The sequence below is a fragment of the Ensifer sp. YR511 genome (assembly GCF_900103045.1).
Taxonomy (GTDB): Bacteria; Pseudomonadota; Alphaproteobacteria; order Rhizobiales; family Rhizobiaceae; genus Ensifer; species Ensifer adhaerens.
In genome coordinates, this window is record NZ_FNGR01000004.1 from 37974 (window position 1) to 57802 (window position 19829).

20 protein-coding genes are annotated in these 19829 nt (G+C 61.3%); 8 read left to right on the top strand and 12 right to left on the bottom strand.

Features of this window, described 5'->3' with window-relative positions; translation table 11 throughout:
• Positions 1–13 precede the first annotated feature (13 nt).
• Positions 14–1102: a mannitol dehydrogenase family protein gene (locus BLU15_RS09730; RefSeq protein ID WP_090295159.1), complete on the top strand. Its 1089-nt coding sequence runs from the start codon at positions 14–16 to the stop codon at positions 1100–1102.
• On the opposite strand, the gene hpaI is transcribed toward BLU15_RS09730, so the two are convergent.
• Positions 1096–1902, bottom strand: a complete 807-nt coding sequence (gene hpaI / locus BLU15_RS09735) for a 4-hydroxy-2-oxoheptanedioate aldolase (RefSeq protein WP_090295161.1) — start codon at positions 1900–1902, stop codon at positions 1096–1098. The genes BLU15_RS09730 and hpaI overlap by 7 nt on opposite strands.
• Positions 1903–2029: 127 nt before the next feature.
• A complete protein-coding gene (gene gabD / locus BLU15_RS09740) occupies positions 2030–3484 on the bottom strand; it encodes an NADP-dependent succinate-semialdehyde dehydrogenase (protein ID WP_090295162.1) in 1455 nt (484 codons plus the stop codon).
• Between the two features lie 246 nt (positions 3485–3730).
• Between gabD and BLU15_RS09745 the strand changes: the two genes are divergently transcribed.
• Positions 3731–4327, top strand: a complete 597-nt coding sequence (locus BLU15_RS09745; RefSeq protein WP_090295164.1) for a nitroreductase family protein — start codon at positions 3731–3733, stop codon at positions 4325–4327.
• 64 nt (positions 4328–4391) lie between these two features.
• Here the strand turns inward: BLU15_RS09745 and gyrB are convergent, their stop codons facing one another.
• The 5 genes from gyrB to BLU15_RS09770 all read right to left on the bottom strand — a co-directional run bounded on the left by gyrB (position 4392) and on the right by BLU15_RS09770 (position 9722).
• Positions 4392–6827: a DNA topoisomerase (ATP-hydrolyzing) subunit B gene (gyrB, locus tag BLU15_RS09750; RefSeq protein ID WP_034800121.1), complete on the bottom strand. Its 2436-nt coding sequence runs from the start codon at positions 6825–6827 to the stop codon at positions 4392–4394.
• 135 nt (positions 6828–6962) lie between these two features.
• The gene (locus BLU15_RS09755) at positions 6963–7340 is read right to left on the bottom strand and encodes a helix-turn-helix domain-containing protein (protein ID WP_034800122.1); all 378 of its coding nucleotides are present in this window, start codon (positions 7338–7340) and stop codon (positions 6963–6965) included.
• Positions 7337–7906 (bottom strand): Smr/MutS family protein, encoded by a 570-nt coding sequence (locus BLU15_RS09760; protein WP_060609291.1) that lies wholly within the window; start codon positions 7904–7906, stop codon positions 7337–7339. The genes BLU15_RS09755 and BLU15_RS09760 overlap by 4 nt, the downstream gene beginning before the upstream one ends.
• A complete protein-coding gene (locus BLU15_RS09765) occupies positions 7899–9002 on the bottom strand; it encodes a murein transglycosylase A (RefSeq protein ID WP_090295165.1) in 1104 nt (367 codons plus the stop codon). Before BLU15_RS09765 ends, BLU15_RS09760 begins: the two co-directional genes overlap by 8 nt.
• A gap of 15 nt (positions 9003–9017) precedes the next feature.
• Complete coding sequence (locus tag BLU15_RS09770; protein ID WP_034800130.1) at positions 9018–9722, bottom strand: Tim44/TimA family putative adaptor protein; 705 nt, start codon at positions 9720–9722, stop codon at positions 9018–9020.
• A gap of 130 nt (positions 9723–9852) precedes the next feature.
• On the opposite strand from BLU15_RS09770, the gene BLU15_RS09775 reads away from it, so the two are divergent.
• Positions 9853–10350 (top strand): FxsA family protein, encoded by a 498-nt coding sequence (locus tag BLU15_RS09775; RefSeq protein WP_090295167.1) that lies wholly within the window; start codon positions 9853–9855, stop codon positions 10348–10350.
• 181 nt (positions 10351–10531) lie between these two features.
• Positions 10532–11029, top strand: coding sequence for a protein-export chaperone SecB (secB, locus tag BLU15_RS09780; RefSeq protein ID WP_060521526.1), 498 nt, complete (start codon positions 10532–10534; stop codon positions 11027–11029).
• A 62-nt stretch (positions 11030–11091) separates the two neighbouring features.
• Here the strand turns inward: secB and dnaQ are convergent, their stop codons facing one another.
• The 5 genes from dnaQ to BLU15_RS09805 are packed head-to-tail and all read right to left on the bottom strand — an operon-like array spanning position 11092 to position 14693.
• Complete coding sequence (dnaQ, locus tag BLU15_RS09785) at positions 11092–11796, bottom strand: DNA polymerase III subunit epsilon (protein WP_060521525.1); 705 nt, start codon at positions 11794–11796, stop codon at positions 11092–11094.
• Positions 11789–12391, bottom strand: a complete 603-nt coding sequence (gene coaE, locus BLU15_RS09790; RefSeq protein ID WP_090295168.1) for a dephospho-CoA kinase — start codon at positions 12389–12391, stop codon at positions 11789–11791. The genes dnaQ and coaE overlap by 8 nt, the downstream gene beginning before the upstream one ends.
• Positions 12391–13248, bottom strand: a complete 858-nt coding sequence (locus tag BLU15_RS09795; RefSeq protein WP_060583740.1) for a shikimate dehydrogenase — start codon at positions 13246–13248, stop codon at positions 12391–12393. Before BLU15_RS09795 ends, coaE begins: the two co-directional genes overlap by 1 nt.
• Positions 13241–13840, bottom strand: coding sequence for a Maf-like protein (locus BLU15_RS09800; RefSeq protein WP_060521587.1), 600 nt, complete (start codon positions 13838–13840; stop codon positions 13241–13243). The genes BLU15_RS09795 and BLU15_RS09800 overlap by 8 nt, the downstream gene beginning before the upstream one ends.
• 31 nt (positions 13841–13871) lie before the next feature.
• Positions 13872–14693 (bottom strand): pyruvate, water dikinase regulatory protein, encoded by an 822-nt coding sequence (locus BLU15_RS09805; protein WP_090295170.1) that lies wholly within the window; start codon positions 14691–14693, stop codon positions 13872–13874.
• A 407-nt stretch (positions 14694–15100) separates the two neighbouring features.
• On the opposite strand from BLU15_RS09805, the gene hemE reads away from it, so the two are divergent.
• The 4 genes from hemE to mnmE all read left to right on the top strand — a co-directional run bounded on the left by hemE (position 15101) and on the right by mnmE (position 19829).
• On the top strand, positions 15101–16132 hold the full coding sequence (gene hemE / locus BLU15_RS09810) for a uroporphyrinogen decarboxylase (protein WP_090295171.1): 1032 nt from the start codon (positions 15101–15103) through the stop codon (positions 16130–16132).
• Positions 16129–16671 carry a protoporphyrinogen oxidase HemJ gene (hemJ, locus tag BLU15_RS09815; RefSeq protein WP_089044253.1) on the top strand — a complete coding sequence of 181 codons (543 nt, stop codon included), beginning with the start codon at positions 16129–16131 and terminating at the stop codon, positions 16669–16671. The genes hemE and hemJ overlap by 4 nt, the downstream gene beginning before the upstream one ends.
• Positions 16672–16865: 194 nt before the next feature.
• Entirely contained in the window at positions 16866–18131 is a 1266-nt protein-coding gene (rho, locus tag BLU15_RS09820; RefSeq protein ID WP_089044254.1) for a transcription termination factor Rho, read from the top strand.
• A gap of 369 nt (positions 18132–18500) precedes the next feature.
• Complete coding sequence (gene mnmE, locus BLU15_RS09830; RefSeq protein ID WP_090295174.1) at positions 18501–19829, top strand: tRNA uridine-5-carboxymethylaminomethyl(34) synthesis GTPase MnmE; 1329 nt, start codon at positions 18501–18503, stop codon at positions 19827–19829.

Below are 19829 nucleotides of genomic sequence, written 5' to 3' on the forward strand. Positions count from 1 at the left end.
TCGGAGCCTATGCATGCCGACGCCGATCGTGCAATTCGGGACGAGCCGTTTCCTTCAGGCGCATGCCGACCTCTTCATCAGCGAAGCGCTGAAAAAGGGGGAAGCGCCCGGTCCGATCACGATCGTGCAAACGACAGGTTCGAGCGAACGGTCTGGACGCCTTACAGCCCTTGCCCGGCCGGAAGGCTTTCCCGTCATCATCCGTGGCATCCAGGAAGGCGAGACGATCAACGCGACGCAGCGAGTGACAAGCGTGGCGCGCGCGCTTTCGACCGCCCAAAACTGCAGCGAGATCCGGGCGATTATCGCCGAGGAAGCCGAAATCCTGATCTCCAACACCGGCGACACGGGTTACCAGGTCGGCGACAACGACCTGATAACCGACATTCCGCTTTCCTTTCCGGGTAAGCTGCTCCTGCTCTTGAAGGCGCGTTTCGACGCGGCCCGACGCCCGCTGACGATTCTTCCTTGCGAGCTCGTGTCGCGCAACGGCGACGTGTTGAAGGCGCTGATGCTGCGGCTCGCGGCGGAGCGGATGGGAAACAGCGCCTTTATCGACTGGCTGGACAAGGATGTCGTCTGGGCCAACACGCTGGTCGACCGCATCGTCTCCGAGCCGCTCGAGCCTGCTGGTGCAATTGCCGAACCTTATGCGCTCTGGGCGATCGAAAACCAGTCCGGCCTGCGGCTCCCTTGCATCCATCCGTGCGTGAAGCTCGTGGATGACCTGACGCCTTACGAGAAGCTGAAGCTTCACATTCTCAATCTCGGCCACACGGTGCTCGCCGAGCTCTGGCTTAGGCAAGGTCGCGGCCAGAACGAGACCGTTCGGAAAATCCTGGCCGACCCCGGCATCGCCGCGCACTTGGACAAAATCTACCAATCCGAAGTGATCCCCGCCTTTGCCGCAAAAGGCCTGGAGAGCGAAGCGGCAGACTACGTGACCGCGACGCTGGAACGCTTCAGAAACCCGTTCCTCAACCACCGCCTAGGCGATATCGCCAATCATCATCGCGAAAAGATCGAACGGCGGATCGTCGATTTGCGGCGTTGGAGCCCCGGCGTAGCCATGCCCGAGCTCCAGGCAATCTGCGATCAGTAGCCGGATTCCTGCTTTTTCGGAACCGACGTCGCCTCGCCGAGAAACTCCTGGCGTAATGCCGTCGTCGCGCGCACGAGCGAGGTGACATCCGTGCCGATCGCCATGAAATCGGCGCCCATCTTGCGATAGTCTCGCGCCTGTTCGAGATCGAGCGTCATGATGCCCCGCGCCTTGCCGGCCTTCTTGATGCGCTCAAACGCGTCGGCGATCGCCGCGCGCACCTCCGGATGACCCGGCTTGCCAAGGTAACCCATGTCGGCCGCCAGATCGGAGGGGCCAATGAACAGGCCGTCGACGCCATCGAGCGCGGCAATCTCGTCGATGGCGGCAAGACCTGCGCGGCTCTCGATCTGCAGGATCAGGCAGATTTCGTCGCCGGCGGTCTGAAGATAGTCGCCGATGCGGCCGAACTCCGAGGCCCGCCCGAGGGCGGCGCCGACGCCGCGAATACCATGGGGCGGATAGCGGGTGGCGCGCACCAACTGCTGCGCTTGCGCCAGGCTCTCGACCATCGGGATCAGGAGGGTCTGCACGCCGGTATCGAGGATCTGTTTGATCAGCACGGTATCGCCCACCGGCAGGCGAACCATCGGGTGGCTCGCCGATGCGGAGACGGCACGAAACTGTGCGGACAGCAGCGGGATATCGTTCGGCGCATGTTCGCCGTCGATGAGCAGCCAGTCATAGCCGCTGCCGGACACCACTTCGGCCGCATAGGGGCTGGCTAGCGCCACCCAGAGCCCAAGCTGGAAGCGGTTTTCGCGCAGGGCTGCTTTGAAAGGGTTCTTCGGTGCCGGCATGGGTCGTCTCCTCCTGCTATGCGACGGGACGAGCGATGCCTCAATCCCGCAATCACGAGATTTCTACCGGCAAAGAAAAAAACCGGCCAGAACTTTCCGGCCGGTTTTTCAGATTGGGTACCGTATCTTACGCAACGCCGCCGAGGCAGACGTATTTGATCTCGGTGAACTCCTCGATGCCGTAGCGCGAGCCCTCGCGGCCAAGTCCGGAAAGCTTGACGCCGCCGAACGGCGCTTCCGCCGTCGAGATCAGCCCGGTGTTGACGCCGACCATGCCGTATTCCAGCGCTTCGGCGACCCGGAACACCCGCGCCAGGTCCTTGGCGTAGAAGTAGGACGCAAGACCGAACTCGGTGTCGTTGGCCTGCTCGACCACATCCGCCTCGTCGGTGAAGCGGAAGAGCGGGGCCACCGGCCCGAAGGTTTCCTCACGGGCAACCGCCATCGCCTGGGTGACGTCGGCCAGAACCGTCGCCTCATAGAAGGTGCCGCCGAGCGTGTGACGCTTGCCGCCCTGGATCACCCGCGCACCCTTGGACGCCGCATCGGCGATATGCTCCTCGACCTTTTCCAGCGCCGCCTTGTCGATCAGCGGGCCAAGGATCACGCCTTCGTCGAGACCGTTGCCGATCTTCAGCTTGGCGACCGCCTTGGCGAGCTTGTCGGAGAAGGCATCATAGACCTTGTCCTGCACATAAATGCGGTTGGCGCACACGCAGGTCTGGCCGTTGTTGCGGAACTTGGCGATCAGCGCGCCTTCGACGGCGGCATCGAGATCGGCATCGTCGAAGACGATGAACGGCGCATTGCCGCCGAGTTCCAGCCCGAGCTTCTTGATGGTGGCAGCACTCTGGCGATAGAGCTCGGCCCCCACCTCCGTCGAGCCGGTGAAGGTCAGCTTGCGCACGACCGGGTTCGAGGTCATCTCGGCGCCGATCTCACGGGCAGAACCGGTGATGACGCTGAACAGGCCCTTCGGCAGGCCTGCACGCTCGGCAAGAATCGCAATCGCGATCGCCGAGAACGGCGTCTGGGCAGCCGGCTTCAACACCATGGCGCAGCCGGCGGCAAAGGCCGGGCCGGCCTTGCGGGTGATCATCGCATTGGGGAAGTTCCAGGGCGTGATCGCCGCAACGACGCCGATCGGCTGCTTCATGACCAGGATGCGCTTGTCGGGCTGATGGCCGGGGATCAGGTCGCCATAGATGCGGCGCGCCTCTTCGGCAAACCACTCGACGAAGCTTGCACCGTAGACAATCTCGCCGGTCGCCTCAGTGAGCGGCTTGCCCTGCTCCAGCGTCAGGATGCGGCCGAGATCGTCCTTGTTCTCGATCATCAGCTCGAACCACTTGCGCAGCACGCCGGCGCGGTCCTTGGCCGTGCGCGCTGCCCAGGTCTTCTGGGCCACACGCGCGGCCTCGATCGCAGCCCTGGTTTCCTTGGCGCCGAGCTTCGGCACCCGGCCGATGATCTCGCCCGTCGCCGGATTGTTCACCTCGATCGCGTTTGCCGCGTCCGCCTCGATCCACTCGCCGCCAACGAGGGCTGCCTGGCGAAACAATGATGGGTCTTTAAACGACATGATCCGTCCTCTCTCAAATCCTACAGAACTTATACAACTTTTTTTTTGGAAACGGCAATGACCTCGAGTCGCCGTTTCTGCAATTTCCTGAGGCGCACAAGGCGCGCGGGCGCTCACGTTTCCATGTATCCAACCCGTTTCTTCGCCATCCGTCCTCATGTAGCGTTCGAAACGAATCAAACCATGGGCCGCCAGTCGGTCCAGCGGCATTCCCAGGTTCACGCGACACCGAGAAGAGGCTTGTCCATGACGGCGACCGACAACAGAAAAGCTGACCATCCGATCGATGCCATGTTCATCGAGCGCTGGTCGCCCCGCGCCTTCACCAATGAGGAAATCGACGAAAAAACCCTGCTTTCCTTCTTCGAAGCGGCGCGTTGGGCGCCGTCTGCCAGCAACCGTCAACCCTGGCGCTTCATCTATGCGCGCCGCGGCACAGATCGCTTCCCGGTGCTGCTCGACACGCTCGACGAGGGAAACCAGCGCTGGGCGAAGAACGCGGCAGCACTTCTGATCGTGATTTCAAGAACGCATAATGCAGCGCAGAACGGCGAGATGCGGCACGCCTATACCCACGCCTTCGACACTGGGGCGGCCTGGTACAGCCTCGCTTTGCAGGCCTCGCTCGCGGGCTGGCACACCCATGGCATGGCCGGTATCGATCGCGACAAGGCGATGCACGCCCTGAATGTTCCCGAACACTACCGGGTCGAAGCCGCCGTTGCGATCGGCCGGCTTGCCGATTCCTCGACGTTGCCGGACGATCTGCGCGCACGCGAAATCCCGAGCCAACGCCAGCCGGTCGGCGAATTCGCCTTCGAGGGCCAGTTCAAGGGCGAATGAAGCGCCAACGAAAAATCCCGGCTCTGAGGCCGGGATTTTCTTTATGTCTCTGCATGGGCCTCGATCAGATGTCGAGGTTTGCGACGCTCAGCGCATTCTCCTGAATGAACTCGCGACGCGGCTCAACCTCGTCTCCCATCAGACGCGAGAACAGGCCATCCGCGTCGGTGGCGTCGGTGACCCGGACCTGCAGCAGCGAGCGGACGTTCGGATCGAGCGTCGTTTCCCAGAGCTGCTCGGCGTTCATCTCACCCAGACCCTTGTAGCGCTGCATCGACAGGCCCTTGCGCCCAGCGGCAAAGATCGCGTCGAGAAGCGCACGCGGGCCGCTGACCTCCTGCGCGCCGTCACGGCGACGCAATACCGGCGGTGCCGAGTAGATCTCTTTCAACTTTGATGCCAGTTGGTCGATATAGCGGGCATCGGACGAACCGATCAGCGCCATGTCGAGTACGGCGAATTCCTTGACGCCGCGAACCATGCGTTCGAACCGCAACCCGCCTTCGCTGGTAACTGTGCCGGTCCAGCCGCGCTCGGTTTCCTCGGCGATCACGTCGAGACGCCGCGCGATCTCGGCGGCGGTCTTTTCGTACTCGTCGCGCTGGCCGTTGAGCTCGACGTTCAGCGCGCCGGCGATGGCCGCCTGCTCGACGATCGCCCGATTATAGCGCGAGTGAAGCCCGTTCATGAGGTTACGCAAGCGCAGGGCATCGGTGATCACCTCGCGCAGGTCCTGCCCGGCACGGACTTCGCCCGATTCAAGCTGCAGCGTCGCTTCCTCGAGACCCATCGAAATCAGGTAGTCTTCGAGCGCCTGCTCGTTCTTCAGATACTGCGCCGACTTGCCGCGCGTCACCTTATAGAGCGGCGGCTGGGCGATGTAGATGTGGCCGCGCTCGATCAGTTCCGGCATCTGTCGGAAGAAGAAGGTGAGCAGCAGGGTGCGGATGTGGGCGCCGTCGACGTCGGCGTCCGTCATGATGATGATCTTGTGATAACGCAGCTTGTCGGCGTTGAACTCGTCCTTGCCGATCGACGTGCCGAGCGCGGTGATCAGCGTACCGATTTCCTGGCTCGACAGCATCTTGTCGAAGCGCGCACGCTCGACGTTGAGGATCTTGCCGCGCAGCGGCAGGATCGCCTGGTTTTCGCGCGACCGGCCCTGCTTGGCCGAACCACCCGCCGAGTCCCCTTCCACCAGGAAGACTTCGGACTTTGCCGGGTCACGCTCGGAGCAGTCCGCCAGCTTGCCCGGCAGCGACGAGATGTCGAGCGCGCCCTTGCGGCGCGTCAGTTCGCGCGCCTTGCGGGCAGCTTCGCGGGCGGCAGCGGCTTCGACCACCTTGCCGACGAGGATCTTGGCTTCGGTCGGATGTTCTTCGAACCAGGTGCTGAGCGCCTCGTTGACGAGGCTTTCGACCACCGGTCGCACTTCCGACGACACCAGCTTGTCCTTGGTCTGCGACGAGAATTTCGGATCGGGAACCTTGACCGAGAGTACGGCCGTCAGGCCTTCGCGGCAGTCCTCGCCCTGGAGCGTGACCTTTTCTCTCTTTGTAATGCCGGACGTATCGGCATAGGACGTGACCTGCCGGGTCAACGCGCCACGGAAGCCCGCCATATGCGTGCCGCCGTCGCGCTGCGGGATGTTGTTGGTGAAGCAGAGCACGTTTTCGTGATAGCTGTCGTTCCACCACATCGCCACTTCGACGGTGATGCCGTCCTTCTCGCCGCGGATCGATACCGGCTTGTGCACCAGCGGCTTCTTCGCGCGGTCGAGATAGGCGACGTAGGCCTCAAGACCGCCCTCGTACATCATCTCGTCCTGGCGGATGTCCGAATGGCGCTTGTCGGTGAGGATGATATGAACGCCTGAATTCAGGAACGCGAGTTCGCGCAAGCGGTGCTCGAGCGTGTTGTAGTCGAACTCGGTCTTGGTGAAGGTCTCGCTGCTCGGCAGGAACGTCACCTCGGTCCCGGTCTCATCGCCGGCGTCGCCGGTAACGGCGAGAGAGCCGTCAGCGACACCGTGGGTGAAGCTCATCTCGTGAATCTTGCCTGCGCGCCGGATCTTCAGCTTGAGCGAAACCGAAAGCGCATTGACCACCGACACGCCGACGCCGTGCAGGCCGCCCGAAACCTTGTAGGAGTTCTGGTCGAACTTACCGCCGGCGTGCAGCTGGGTCATGATGACCTCGGCCGCCGAGACGCCCTCTTCCTTATGGATGTCAGTCGGGATGCCGCGACCGTTGTCGGTTACCGTCACCGAGCCGTCCGGATTGAGCGACACCGTCACGATGTCGGCATGGCCCGCAAGCGCTTCGTCGATCGCGTTGTCCACCACCTCGTACACCATGTGGTGCAGACCGGAGCCGTCGTCGGTGTCGCCGATATACATGCCCGGCCGCTTGCGTACGGCATCCAGGCCCTTCAGCACCTTGATGGAATCGGCACCATATTCGGCGCTGGCGCCGGTTTCGGTCTCAGGATTGTCGGTCATTCAGCTACGGGTCTTTCCAGGTTCTTCGGACATGGTGATTCGTTGCGAATCACGTCTCGGACGCCTCTTGGACTATAGAAAATTTGTCCAGGGTTCCAAATCCCGGACCGCCGCGCGGCGGCCGGAAACAAGCATTCATCCCCTGTCATTATCAGGAAATGTGGCTTTTTCCAAAACATCTTGCAGCTTGCGGATCGTCTCCGGAGACAAAGCGCGAATTTGTTCGCTCAATCGGTTGGCAAAGGCCGTGTGCTCCGGCGTCAGACCCGACGTGTCGAGCACCGTTTTTGGCGAGGAGACGTTGGCAATGCGGAACAGATCCTCCGCCTCGTCCCAGATCACGTTGAAGTAACCGGTGACGCGCTGGAGGAAGTCGAAGCTCGGCGCACCGCGCTTTCCATGCTCGAGCGCCGAGAGATAAGCGGCCGAGACGCCGATCGCCTTTGCCATCTCCTTCTGCGACACGCCCTTGCGGCGCCTGAGGTCGCGCAGAGCCTGGCCGAAGGGCGTCATAGCGCGCTGCCTCTCACCCGCGCCAGGCGGACGTAGAGCGCGCCGTCGCCGCCATGGTTACGGGCGGCCGGCTCATAGGACGAAATCAGCGGCCGGAATTCGGGAAGCGAGAACCAGAGTGGCACCGCCCGCTTCAAGGCGCCGTCGCTGCCGAACGAGGTGCCCTTGCCGGTAATGACGAGCACATGTCGCAGCCCCCGCTCGTGCGCCCGCAGCAGAAACTGCAGAAGAAGTCCGTGCGCTTCGCTCTGGATCATGCCGTGCAGGTCGATCCGGCCCTCAAGCACCAGGTGCCCCTTTGCCAGCTTGCGCTTGACCGGCCGCTCCAGTGGATGATGCACTTTTTCGCCGAGCTTCTTCGTCAGCGCTATGCCCGGCTGCTCGAGAGCTGTTGCCGGCTGTTGCGGCCGCTGCTTGCCCTTCGCCTCTTCCGGAGGTTTTGCCTGTTCGTCCTCGGCCAGAATCTCCATCAGGTCGGCGAGCCGACCGGGCATCGGTCTCGCCGAACGGGCAACCTTTCCCCAGAGAATGCGATCCTCGGCCGAAAGTTTCTTGTCCTTAGCCATGGCCGTAACGGGCCGCGGCCGCCTTGGGAACGAAGACGTAAAAGTCGGCCGCGTTGCGGACCGCTCCGGCCCGCTCACCGGCCTCGAAACCGGATCCGGTAAAGATATCGCCGCGGGCTGGGCCAACGATCGCCGAGCCCGTATCGAGCGCCAGCATCAGACGCTGGAAGGGTTTTCCGTCATCGAGCCGCGTCAGGCTCTCGCTCGCGATAAAAAAAGGAACGCCAAAGGTGTGGATCAGCCGATCAACTGCCAATGAGCGGTTCGGTTCGAGCGAGACCTTGGCGGCGGCAATCGGCCCCAGCCGCTCGTCCTCGACGTCTGCCTCGCGGAAGAAGATGAATGACCGGTTGTGCCAGAGAACCTCATCGACCTCTTCGGGATGCGCTTCCAGCCAGTCGCGAATACTCATCATCGAAACGGTGGCGGCATCGATCTTGCCGCGCTCGATCAGCAATTTGCCAACGGCTGAGAAATAGTGCCCGGTCTTGGCCGAATAAGTGACACGGCGACGCGAACCGTCCGGGAAGCGGAGCCGTGCGGCACCCTGCACATGAACGAAGAAGACCTCGACCTTGGACTTCGCATAGGCGATCTCCAGGCCGCGGCCGGCCAGATGGCCCTGCTCGATCGCTTGCCTGTCCGGATACTCGCTGATCCGGCCACCCTCGGAGAGACCGAAGGCGAAGTAGGGATCCATGCCCTCCGGCCGGTTGCCATCGTGAACATCGACCAGATCGTCCGGTCGGCGGTAGAGCGGATAACGATAGGTCTCGTCCGCTTCGGTGCGGACATCGATCTCGGGCTCGTAAAAGGCCGTGACAAAACCGGAACCCGTTTCGGGCACGATCCGGAAGGGGACGAAATGCGCTTCGAAAAACGCCCGTGCGTTCTCTCCGCTACCAACCTGCTGCCGCGAGGCGGAGAAGGCCGGCAAAAGATCGTCGACTGAAATCCCGAGAGAACCCGTGCGATAGGGTTTGGCCGTCGAGACATGCTGGTGACAGCGACGCATCGCCTCGATCACCGCGGTCGGATCATCATGCTGCCAGCCCGGAAGCTCGGCGAAACGGGCTGGCTCAAATCGATAGGACATCGGTACCGCGTCCGCTCAGTTTTCGGATTCGGTGGCGATCAGCTTCCAGTTCGGATCCCGCGAACGAATGTCGCGCGCGAAGGTCCAGAGATCGTTGACCTCCGCAACCGACTCGGCGTCGCCGTCGATCAAACCGCCCTGCTTGTCATAGGTCGCCGAAATCAGCTGGCTGACGATGCGAACGGTGATGTTCTCTTCGCTGTCCTTCACTTCGGCGTGAATGATATCTGCCTTGTCGATGCCGACGAAGGTGGACTTGACGACTTCGCCCTTTCGCTCGCGATCGGTGATCGCCGCGTCGAAGCCCTCATAGACCTCGCGGGACAGCAGATTCTTCAGCGTCTTTCGGTCGCCGTCCGCGAAAGCCATGACGATCATCTCGTAGGCCATCTTGGCGCCGTTGACGAATTCCTTGGGATCGAAACCCTGATCCGCGTCGCTCAGCGCCCGCAGCTGGGTGTTGAGCGTCGTTCCGGTCTTGGCGAAAGCGTCGATCATTTCGTAGCGGTTTGCTTCTTCGTCCGCATTCTCGCGGCGCGGCAGTTGCACGACCTTGCCCTTGTCGCCGTTTTCCGGCCCCTGGCTCATGTCGCGTGGCGAATACGGATCAAACGGCGGCCGCTCGCTCCCGGTCCGGCGGCCCAAGACGCTGCGCAGTTGCAGGAAAATGACCACCGCGGCGATCAGGAAAAAAAACGTGATGAAGTCAAAAGAGCCCATTTCCACCCGGAACCGCTGTTAGAATTTCTCGTGGCTATTCCATATAGTCCGCAAGGATAGATCATTCAAATGGCGATGTCGCACCCTTAGACGGGGATGTGACACCAGGTTTCATTTTCGGGCAGCATCGATGCGTTCATTTCTTATCCCCTTTGCCATCCTAGGGCTTCCGCTGGCCGAGATCGCCGGTTTTGTCGTCGTCGGCCGGGAGATCGGCCTCCTGATGACGTTGCTGCTGGTTCTTGCCAGTGCATTTGTCGGCGTTATCCTGCTGAGAGTCCAGGGATTTACCGTCATTCGGCGAATGCAGGACGCCACGCGTAAAGGTAGCGACCCGGGCCGGGAGGTGCTTGGCGGCGCATTGCTGTTCGTCGCGGCGATCCTGCTGGTGGTGCCGGGCTTCGTCAGCGACGTGATCGGCCTCCTGCTGTTTCTGCCTTTCGTTCGAAATGCGGTTGCCGGTTTCCTGCGCAAGCGAATGACGATCGTGACCGCGGCATCCGGTGCCGGCTGGACACGGCCGCACGAACCGCGCCCCTCGCCGCGCGTCATCGATCTCGACGAGGGCGAATTCTCGCGAACGGACGACGAGGATCCGCCACAGGTCGGCGATCGCCGCCAGCCCTAGCCAAGAGGCCACGGTGACAGAATGCGCGAACGGCACTCTATCGCCCATATTCCGGAGCATGCTTTCAGCTTTCCGCTTGGAGCAGAAACCCAGCGCCCGCTGGAAAGCGCCGGGCCCGCAGGGTTGTAAGCCCTAGGCCGAAATGCTAGATGGCCTCACCTATTTTTGTCGAGGAACCCTTATGACGACTGATACCGCATCCAACGGCAACGGCAGCGCGCAGCAGAGCCCGACGCTGAACATCCTCGCCCAGTATATCAAGGACCTTTCCTTCGAAAACCCGGGCGCGCCGCGTTCGCTGCAAGCCCGTGACAAGGCGCCGTCGATCAATATCAACGTCAACGTCAATGCCAACCCGCTCGCAGAGAACGATTTCGACGTCGTGCTCTCGCTGAACGCAGAAGCCAAGGACGGCGACCGCGTCCTGTTCAACGTCGAGCTCGCCTATGGCGGCGTCTTCCGCGTTGCCGGTTTCCCGCAGGAGCACATGCTGCCGCTGCTCTTCATCGAGTGCCCGCGCCTGCTGTTCCCGTTCGCCCGTCAGATCGTTGCCGACGCAACCCGCAACGGCGGCTTCCCGCCGCTGATGATCGATCCGATCGATTTCGCGCAGATGTTCGCTCAGCGCATGGCCGAAGAAAAGGTCCGCGCCCAGGTTTCGAACGAAACCGCAAACTGATCGAATTTCAGATTGCTGAAACGAAAAGCCCGGCCAATGTGCCGGGCTTTTTCGTATCTGCCTTAGTCCTGGGGGTCGTATTTTGCCCAGATCGCCTTGGCGCCGATCTTCGCGATCAACGCCGCGTGGGCGGCGAGGTCCGCCTCCGAGAGCCGGTTCGGCAAAGGACGCGGCCGCTGGCCGATAAGGATCGGCGCGTCGTCGAGTTCGATTGCCTGATCGGTCGATCTGCTGGACACAAGGCCGAGTGCTGCCTGACGGCCGCCGATCATCTCGATGTAGACTTCCGCCAGCAGTTCGGAGTCGAGAAGCGCGCCGTGCTTGGCGCGGTGCGAGTTGTCGATACCGTAGCGACGGCAAAGCGCGTCCAGCGAGTTCGGCCCCATCGGGTGTTTGCGGCGGGCAAGCGCCAGCGTGTCGGTCACACGCTCGATGGCGATCGGCGGCATGCCCAGACGCGCAAACTCGGCGTTGATAAAGCCCATGTCGAAGGTGGCGTTGTGAGCGACCCAACGGGCGTCGCCGAAAAACTCGAGGATCTGGTCGACCACATCGGCAAATGGCGGCTTGTCCTTCAGGGACTCGTCGGTGATCCCGTGGATGGCGAGCGCATCCGGGTGAACCTTGCGGTTGCCGGGATTGATATAGATGTGCAGCGTACGGCCGGTCGGAAATTGGTTCTCGAGCTCGACACCGCCGATTTCGATCACCCGGTCCTCGCGATTGTCGAGGCCTGTCGTTTCCGTATCGAAGATGATCTCACGCATCCGCGTCTCCGTTGCTGGCTGCGAGTTGGTCGACGACGGCCTTCACCTGGCCCCGGGTGACGTCGAAACTGTCGCTGGTATCGATGATGTAGTCGGCGCGTTTACGCTTTTCGCTGTCCGGCACCTGACGCGCAAGGATCATCGCAAGTTTTTCCTCGGTCATTCCTGGGCGCTTCAGCGCCCTTTGGCGCTGCAGCTCGGCCGAACAGGTCACGACGACGACGCGATCGACCCGCTTGTCCGCACCCGTTTCAAACAGGAGAGGAATGTCGAGGACGACGAAGGGCGCGCTGGCGGCCTGGTTTTCCGCGAGGAACTCCTGCTCCTTGCCGCGCACCAGCGGATGGACGATCGCCTCAAGCTCGCGCAGCCGTTCCGGCGCCTGCATGAGCTGGCGCGAGAGTTCGGTGCGATCGACTTTTCCATCTTTCGTGCTTCCGGGAAACGCCCCTTCCACCGGCGCCACCGCCTCGCCGCTATAGAGCTGATGCACGACCTCGTCGGCATCGTTCACCGGCACGCCGAAGTCGCGAAACATCTGGGCGGTCGTCGACTTGCCCATGGCAATCGATCCGGTGAGCCCAAGGATAATCATCAGTGCCTGTCCATGTCGTCGATAATCAATTGTCGAAGGTCGGCGTCCACCATCGGCCGACAGCCGAACCAGAGTTCGAAGCCGGGCACCGCCTGGTGCAGAAGCATGCCCAAACCGTCGACGATCGCAAGGCCCTGCACCTCTGCCTGCGCCAGGATCGGCGTCTTCAACGGAACATAGACAATATCCGTGACGACTGCGCTCGAAGCCATAACGCCGAAGTCGATCGCCGGTGCTTCGCTGCCGTCCATGCCGAGCGAGGTGGTATTGATGAACAGGCCTGCGCCGGTCATCACGTCCTTGAGTGCGCCCATCGGATGGGCTTCCACCGCCGGACCGAACCGGTCGGCAAGTTCCTGCGCCCGTTCGACGGTGCGATTGACGACATGGATCGTCTTGATGCCGCGATCACGAACAGCCTGGATGATCGCCCGGCTTGCGCCGCCGGCGCCGAGAATGACTGCCGTCGACGTCCGGTCCCAGCCGGCCGCCCGCTCGTCGAGGTTGGCAACAAAGCCGCGGCCGTCGGTATTGGTGGCATGCACCTTTCCGTCCTGAACCCACAGCGTGTTGGCGGCGCCGAGTTCCTGGCTGAGCTCATCCGGCTGATCCACCAGCCGACAGGCCACTTCCTTGTGGGGGATGGTCACATTACCACCGCAGAAACCGGATGTCCCGTCCTTGAGGCTGGCAATGAAGGCGGCGAATTCTTCCGGCTTGACCTCGTGCGCTCGATAGCTGCCGGGCAGACCGAGCTGTTTCAGCCAATAGCCGTGGATCAGCGGCGACCGGGAATGCTTGATCGGATAGCCGGTGACGAAGGCGTGGTTAACAAATGTTTCACGTGAATCACGCATCGATCGTTCCCAGTTCACGGAGTTTGGCAAGCAGCGGCAGCATCGGGAGACCGAGGATGGTGAAGTAGTCGCCCTCGATCTTTTCGAAGAGCTGGATGCCCTCGCCTTCCAGCTGGTAGGCGCCGACGCTCGAAAGCGCCTTTTCGCCGACACGCTCTAGATGACGCTCGACGAAATCTGCCGTCAGCGGGCGCACGGTCATGTGGGCGGAAGACACATGGCGCCAGATGACATCTTCGCCACGCAAAAGGACGACGGCACTGTTCAGGCGGTGCGTCTGGCCGGAGAGCGAAAGCAGATGTGCGGCAGCTTCCGCCATGGTCTTCGGCTTGTGGTAGACCCGCGACCCCAATGACATTGTCTGATCGGATCCGATCACCAGCGCGTCGGCGAAATACCTGGCGACATCGCGTGCCTTTGCTTCCGCCAATTCGAGCGCAACGGTTTCGGGCGCAGCGCCTTTATCCTCGAGCGGCTTTTCCAGCGCCCGCTCGTCGATCTCGGCTGCCTTCGCTTCAAAGACCAGGCCGGCATTCTCCAGGAGCGCCCGGCGAAACGGGCTGGCCGAAGCCAGGACGAGCGAAGATGTCATCATTCAAGTTCCCGAATTGTTCGAATCCGCTCTAACGCAGACGTGGACGCAGGGCAACGATTGCCGCTGCCGTTTCCTCTATCGAACGGCGGGTGACATCGATGACGGGCCAATTGTTGCGCGCACAGAGCGACCGGGCATATTTCAGTTCCTCGGTGATCGAGGCCTTGTCGGTGTACTCATCGCCGTGAAAGCCTTGCGTCGTTCCGAGCACCCGGTTCTGGCGCACTTGCGAGATACGGTCGGCCGTCGCGATCAACCCGACGACGAGCGGCTTCGTCGCTTCCATCAATCTTTCAGGCAACGGTACGCCGGGGACGATCGGGATGTTCGCTGTCTTGATGCCACGGTTGGCGAGATAGATGCTGGTCGGCGTCTTCGACGTCCGGCTGATGCCGACGAGGACGACATCCGCCTCGTCGAAATCGGCCGGCAGCTGACCGTCGTCATGGTCCATGGTGAAATTCAGCGCGTCGATGCGCGCGAAATATTCCGCATCCATCACATGCTGAGCACCGGATCTCCGCCGCGACGGGGATCCCAGATAGGACTGAAAGAGGTCGATGATGGGATCCAGCACGGAGACGCAAGGGACGCCCATCTCGCGGCAACGGCGATCGATGATATCGGCGAGTTCGCGGTCGACGATTGTATAGAGAACGATGCCCGGTGCGCCGTCGATCGCGTCGAGAACCTGCAGCAGCTGTTTGCGGTTCCGGATCAGCGGATAGACGTGCTCGAGCGCATGCGAGCTTTGAAATTGGGCCGCGGCGGCGCGCCCGGCAGCAATCAGAGTCTCGCCCGTTGAGTCCGAAATCAGGTGAAGGTGGAAGTAGTTTTTCTTGTTCTCCACGCAATTCTCCTGGTGCTGTTGATAAGCCGGGATGAAACACAGCTAACGACGGGGCCTGGATCCAGGCAAGTGGAAAACAGCCGAGTTATTCACAATTGGGGCTGCGGCGGACATTGTTTCGGGACGGATGTGGACAAGACTCACGGCGCGGACAAAGTGTCACGGATATCAACTGCTTTTCCACAGGCGCGTCAAAAATCGAACGCAACTTAAAGAACTGATTCAAAATGCCTTTCTGAGATTGACCACGCTGTTTTTCCAGAGATCGAACTCATTGTCCCTTCGCTGAGCGTCGTGATCGCCGGTCGTGGACAAGTCAGTGCGTTGTTTTAATCCTTGATACCCACCGACTCTAAGAAATAGAAACCTTCTAAATATCTTTGATTTTTAATTGGGAGAGACGATCCGTGACCGAAACACGCAGAAAGGTTCTGGAGGTTTTGGCAGGGAAGACGGTGTCACCTCCTCCGATCTGGCTCATGCGCCAGGCGGGACGCTACCTGCCCGAGTACAGGGCAACGCGCGCCGTAGCCGGAAGCTTCCTCGATCTTTGCTACACGCCCGATCTCGCAGTCGAGGTCACGTTGCAGCCGATCCGTCGCTACGCTTTCGATGCCGCCATTCTCTTCTCCGACATCCTGGTCATTCCCGATGCGCTGAAACGCAACGTGCGCTTCGAGGAAGGCCATGGGCCACGAATGGACCCGATCGATGCTGATGGTATCCGTCTCCTGAAGCCTGAGGGCATCTCTGAACACCTCCAGCCGGTCTTTGAGACGGTTTCGCGGTTGCGCGCAGAGCTTCCCTCGGAAACGACGCTGCTCGGCTTCTGTGGCGCTCCCTGGACGGTGGCGACCTATATGATCGCCGGCCAGGGGACGCCGGACCAGGCCCCTGCCCGTCTCTTCGCGTATCGCAATCCCGAGGCCTTCGATCATCTGCTCGCCTTTCTGGCGGATGTATCGGCTGAATATCTCGTGCGACAGATCGATGCCGGCGCCGATGCCGTGCAGATCTTCGATTCCTGGGCAGGTGTTCTCGGTGAGGAGGAATTCACCCGCTACGCCGTCAAGCCGGTGCAGCGGATCATCGCCTCCGTTCGGGCGCAGCGGCCGCAGGCAAGGATCATCGCCTTTGCGAAGGGCGCGGGGCAGCTGTTGAACGGATATCGGCAGGCGACCGGTGCTGACGCGATCGGTCTTGACTGGACCGTTCCGCTTTCCTTTGCGAAGGATCTGCAGAAGGAAGGGCCGATACAGGGCAATCTCGATCCGATGCGGGTCGTTGCCGGCGGCGTGGCGCTTGAGGAAGGCATTGACCGCATTCTCGACGCACTCGGTCACGGTCCGCTGATCTTCAATCTCGGCCATGGCATAACGCCGCAGGCCGATCCCGATCATGTCTCGGCGCTGGTTGCCCGGGTTCGTGGAGCGCGGTGATGGCGGAGAAGCAGACCGACCGGGCGCCGGGCAACAGGGCGCGGCTCAGGGCAGCGATCGCGCTTGGTGCGTTCGTGGCGCTTCTCGTCGGTCTGTTCGTCTGGCGCCCGGATGATCTCTATCTCTGGATCAAGGCGCTGCATGTTATCGCCGTGATGTCCTGGATGGCGGCGTTGCTCTACATGCCCAGGCTGTTCATTTACCACACGGATGCGGAGCCCGGCTCCGCCCAGTCGGAAACCTTCAAGATGATGGAGTTGCGGCTCCTGAAGGTCATCATGAACCCGGCCATGATGATTTCCTGGGTGCTCGGGCTTTATCTGGCCTGGAGCGTTTATGGCTTCCAGGGTGGCTGGTTGCATGCCAAGCTTCTGTTCGTGGTGCTGCTGACCGGTGTCCACATGCGTTTCAGCCGTGCTGTGCGCGCCTTTCAGCGCGACGAGAACAGGCACGATGCGCGCTATTGGCGGTTGATGAACGAGGCGCCTACCCTCTTGATGATCCTCATCGTCATCATGGTCGTCGTGAAGCCATTCTGAATTTAATCGATTTGCGGCCTGTCATAGGCGTTTCTAATTTGCGACAGCCCCTTGCAGGGTTTCACGTGAATCGCTATTTTCTGCCATCTCCTCTTCATGGCTTGTGACAAAGACAAGAGCCTGCCCCTTCCTGCTGCAGCTCCCTAACGAATACTCGCCATCTCCCCACTACCCATACCAAACATGGATCCTTCATGGCTGAAATGAAGCTACAAGAACTCAAGAACAAGACGCCGACCGATCTGCTCGCTTTCGCCGAGGAGCTCGAGGTGGAGAACGCCAGCACGATGCGCAAGCAGGAGCTGATGTTCGCAATCCTCAAGATGCTCGCGGCCCAGGATATCGAGATTATCGGTGAAGGCGTCGTTGAAGTGCTCCAGGACGGCTTCGGCTTTCTGCGCTCGGCGAATGCAAACTACCTCCCCGGTCCGGACGATATCTACATCTCGCCCTCCCAGATCCGCCGCTTCTCGCTGAAGACCGGCGACACGGTCGAGGGTCCGATCCGCGGACCGAAGGAAGGCGAGCGTTACTTCGCCCTCCTCAAGGTCAACACCATCAACTTCGATGATCCGGAAAAGATCCGTCACAAGGTTCACTTCGACAACCTGACGCCGCTTTACCCGAACGAGCGCTTCAAGATGGAACTCGACGTTCCGACCTCGAAGGATCTGTCGGCCCGGGTCATCGACCTGGTTGCGCCGCTCGGCAAAGGCCAGCGCGGCCTGATCGTTGCTCCGCCGCGCACCGGTAAGACTGTTCTCCTGCAGAACATCGCCCATTCGATCACCGCGAACCATCCGGAATGCTACCTGATCGTTCTCCTGATCGACGAACGTCCCGAAGAAGTGACGGACATGCAGCGCTCGGTGAAGGGCGAAGTCGTGTCCTCGACCTTCGACGAGCCGGCGACCCGCCACGTACAGGTCGCCGAGATGGTGATCGAAAAGGCCAAGCGCCTCGTGGAACACGGCCGTGACGTCGTTATCCTGCTTGACTCGATCACCCGCCTCGGCCGCGCCTACAACACCGTTGTTCCGTCATCGGGCAAGGTCTTGACCGGTGGTGTCGACGCCAATGCTCTGCAGCGCCCGAAGCGCTTCTTCGGTGCCGCCCGTAACATCGAAGAAGGCGGCTCGTTGACGATCATCGCGACAGCGCTGATCGACACCGGCAGCCGCATGGACGAAGTCATCTTCGAAGAGTTCAAGGGCACCGGTAACTCGGAAATCGTGCTCGACCGCAAGGTGGCCGACAAGCGTATCTTCCCGGCGATGGACATTCTCAAGTCCGGTACGCGTAAGGAAGACCTGCTCGTTCCGCGCCAGGACCTGCAGAAGATCTTTGTGCTGCGCCGTATTCTGGCGCCGATGGGGACGACCGACGCGATCGAGTTCCTCATCGACAAGCTCAAGCAGACGAAGAACAACGGCGATTTCTTCGACTCGATGAACACATAAGACGCGTTCATCATCCGACTTCGGGACCGGTCGACCACGCGTCGGCCGGTTTTCTTGTTTCAAAACCTTAGCCGGATTCTCCGGTCATTCGATTCGGTTTCGCAACAATCTCCGACTAGGCCCGCAATCAGACAGACACCGTTTCTGCTGATTCACGTGAAACACGTGCCCACCGTGAAATACGAGGATGCGGCGAGGCCTTGAAATTTCGGCATTCTTTCGGCATAAGCACGCCGACCCATTGAGATAGCGTTTGCCCCGCGTGAGCGCGCTCCGCGAAGCGGAACGATCCGGTCCGGAACTTCGACGATCCCCATTGCATCGACCATCGACGCGCCCTGCGTGTCCGCGGTCTTTTCAGGTGAGCCCATGACAGCGACGCACACGATTTATGCGCTTTCCAGCGGATCTCTGCCCGCCGGCGTCGCAGTCGTGCGTATCAGCGGCGGCCGCACCGAAGCGGTGTTGCAGGCGTTGTGTGGTGGTGCGCCAACACCTCGGTCGGCGACATTGAGATCGATTCGGTCCCGTAACGGTGATGTCATCGACAGCGGCCTTGTTCTCTATTTTCGCGGACCTGCCTCCTTTACAGGAGAAGACTGCGCCGAGCTTCAGATCCATGGTGGTCGGGCGGCAGTAAACGCCTTGCTTGAGGAACTCTCGAAGCTCGAGGGTTTGCGCCATGCGGAAGCCGGTGAGTTTTCGCGTCGCGCCTTCCAGAACGGCAAGCTCGACCTGGTCGAGGTGGAGGGTCTCGCCGACCTGATTGCTGCGGAAACCGAGATGCAGCGCCGGCTCGCGATCGAACACTCCGGCGGTGGACAATCAAAGATCTATGCCGGCTGGGCGAAGCGCTTGACCCATGCGCGGGCGATGATCGAGGCCGAGCTCGATTTTGCCGATGAAGACGATGTGCCGGGCTCGGTCAGCCAGCGCATCTGGCAGGATATGTCCATACTGTCGCAAGAGATAGCAGCACATATTGCCGATGCGCCGATCGCGGAGATCATCCGCGACGGCCTGAAGATCGTCATCGCCGGCGCGCCGAACGCCGGCAAGTCGAGCTTGCTCAATGCACTGGCCCAGCGTGACATTGCAATCGTCACCGAGATTGCTGGTACGACCCGCGACGTTCTTTCCGTGGACCTTTCCTTAGCCGGATTCTCCGTTAAGCTCTACGATACGGCGGGGCTGCGGGAAACCGACGAGAGAGTAGAGCAAGAAGGTATTCGTCGCGCACGAGAAATTATCGAGAGAGCAGATCTGATCTTGCTGTTGGCCGATGCGCCGGACGGTTTTGATGTCATGTCCGACTTCCCATCCGACACGACGCCCGTGCTACGGGTTGGAACCAAACTTGATCGCGGCAGTGATGGCTGGCGCGAGGGGGCCGCGGATGTGTTGGTCTCGACGAGAACCGGCGAAGGCATGGAGCGACTGCTGGACGCGATCGCGGCGCACCTGCCGGATCTCAGTGGGCGGACCTCGCTGTCGCTGCCTTCGCGGCGGCGCCATGTCGATAGTCTCCGGCAGGCGCAGCGGTCGATCGACGACAGCTTGGCAAGTCAGGACTTGGGGCTGGATATACGCGCGGAACTGTTGCGCCTTGCTGGCGACGCAATTGGACGGATAACCGGCCGCGTGGATGTTGAGAACCTTCTCGATGTGATATTTTCTGAATTCTGTATCGGGAAATAA

Excerpts from the sequence above, each read along its gene's own strand:
- BLU15_RS09800 (WP_060521587.1), bottom strand. The coding sequence starts at position 13,840 with ATGACATCTTCGCTCGTCCTGGCTTCGGCCAGCCCGTTTCGCCGGGCG.
- dnaQ (WP_060521525.1), bottom strand. The coding sequence starts at position 11,796 with ATGCGTGAGATCATCTTCGATACGGAAACGACAGGCCTCGACAATCGC.
- BLU15_RS09755 (WP_034800122.1), bottom strand. The coding sequence starts at position 7,340 with ATGACGCCCTTCGGCCAGGCTCTGCGCGACCTCAGGCGCCGCAAGGGC.
- gyrB (WP_034800121.1), bottom strand. The coding sequence starts at position 6,827 with ATGACCGACAATCCTGAGACCGAAACCGGCGCCAGCGCCGAATATGGT.
- gabD (WP_090295162.1), bottom strand. The coding sequence starts at position 3,484 with ATGTCGTTTAAAGACCCATCATTGTTTCGCCAGGCAGCCCTCGTTGGC.
- BLU15_RS09775 (WP_090295167.1), top strand. The coding sequence starts at position 9,853 with ATGCGTTCATTTCTTATCCCCTTTGCCATCCTAGGGCTTCCGCTGGCC.
- BLU15_RS09765 (WP_090295165.1), bottom strand. The coding sequence starts at position 9,002 with ATGTCCTATCGATTTGAGCCAGCCCGTTTCGCCGAGCTTCCGGGCTGG.
- BLU15_RS09795 (WP_060583740.1), bottom strand. The coding sequence starts at position 13,248 with ATGCGTGATTCACGTGAAACATTTGTTAACCACGCCTTCGTCACCGGC.
- BLU15_RS09770 (WP_034800130.1), bottom strand. The coding sequence starts at position 9,722 with ATGGGCTCTTTTGACTTCATCACGTTTTTTTTCCTGATCGCCGCGGTG.
- mnmE (WP_090295174.1), top strand. The coding sequence starts at position 18,501 with ATGACAGCGACGCACACGATTTATGCGCTTTCCAGCGGATCTCTGCCC.
- BLU15_RS09730 (WP_090295159.1), top strand. The coding sequence starts at position 14 with ATGCCGACGCCGATCGTGCAATTCGGGACGAGCCGTTTCCTTCAGGCG.
- rho (WP_089044254.1), top strand. The coding sequence starts at position 16,866 with ATGGCTGAAATGAAGCTACAAGAACTCAAGAACAAGACGCCGACCGAT.
- hpaI (WP_090295161.1), bottom strand. The coding sequence starts at position 1,902 with ATGCCGGCACCGAAGAACCCTTTCAAAGCAGCCCTGCGCGAAAACCGC.
- BLU15_RS09745 (WP_090295164.1), top strand. The coding sequence starts at position 3,731 with ATGACGGCGACCGACAACAGAAAAGCTGACCATCCGATCGATGCCATG.
- coaE (WP_090295168.1), bottom strand. The coding sequence starts at position 12,391 with ATGATTATCCTTGGGCTCACCGGATCGATTGCCATGGGCAAGTCGACG.
- secB (WP_060521526.1), top strand. The coding sequence starts at position 10,532 with ATGACGACTGATACCGCATCCAACGGCAACGGCAGCGCGCAGCAGAGC.
- BLU15_RS09760 (WP_060609291.1), bottom strand. The coding sequence starts at position 7,906 with ATGGCTAAGGACAAGAAACTTTCGGCCGAGGATCGCATTCTCTGGGGA.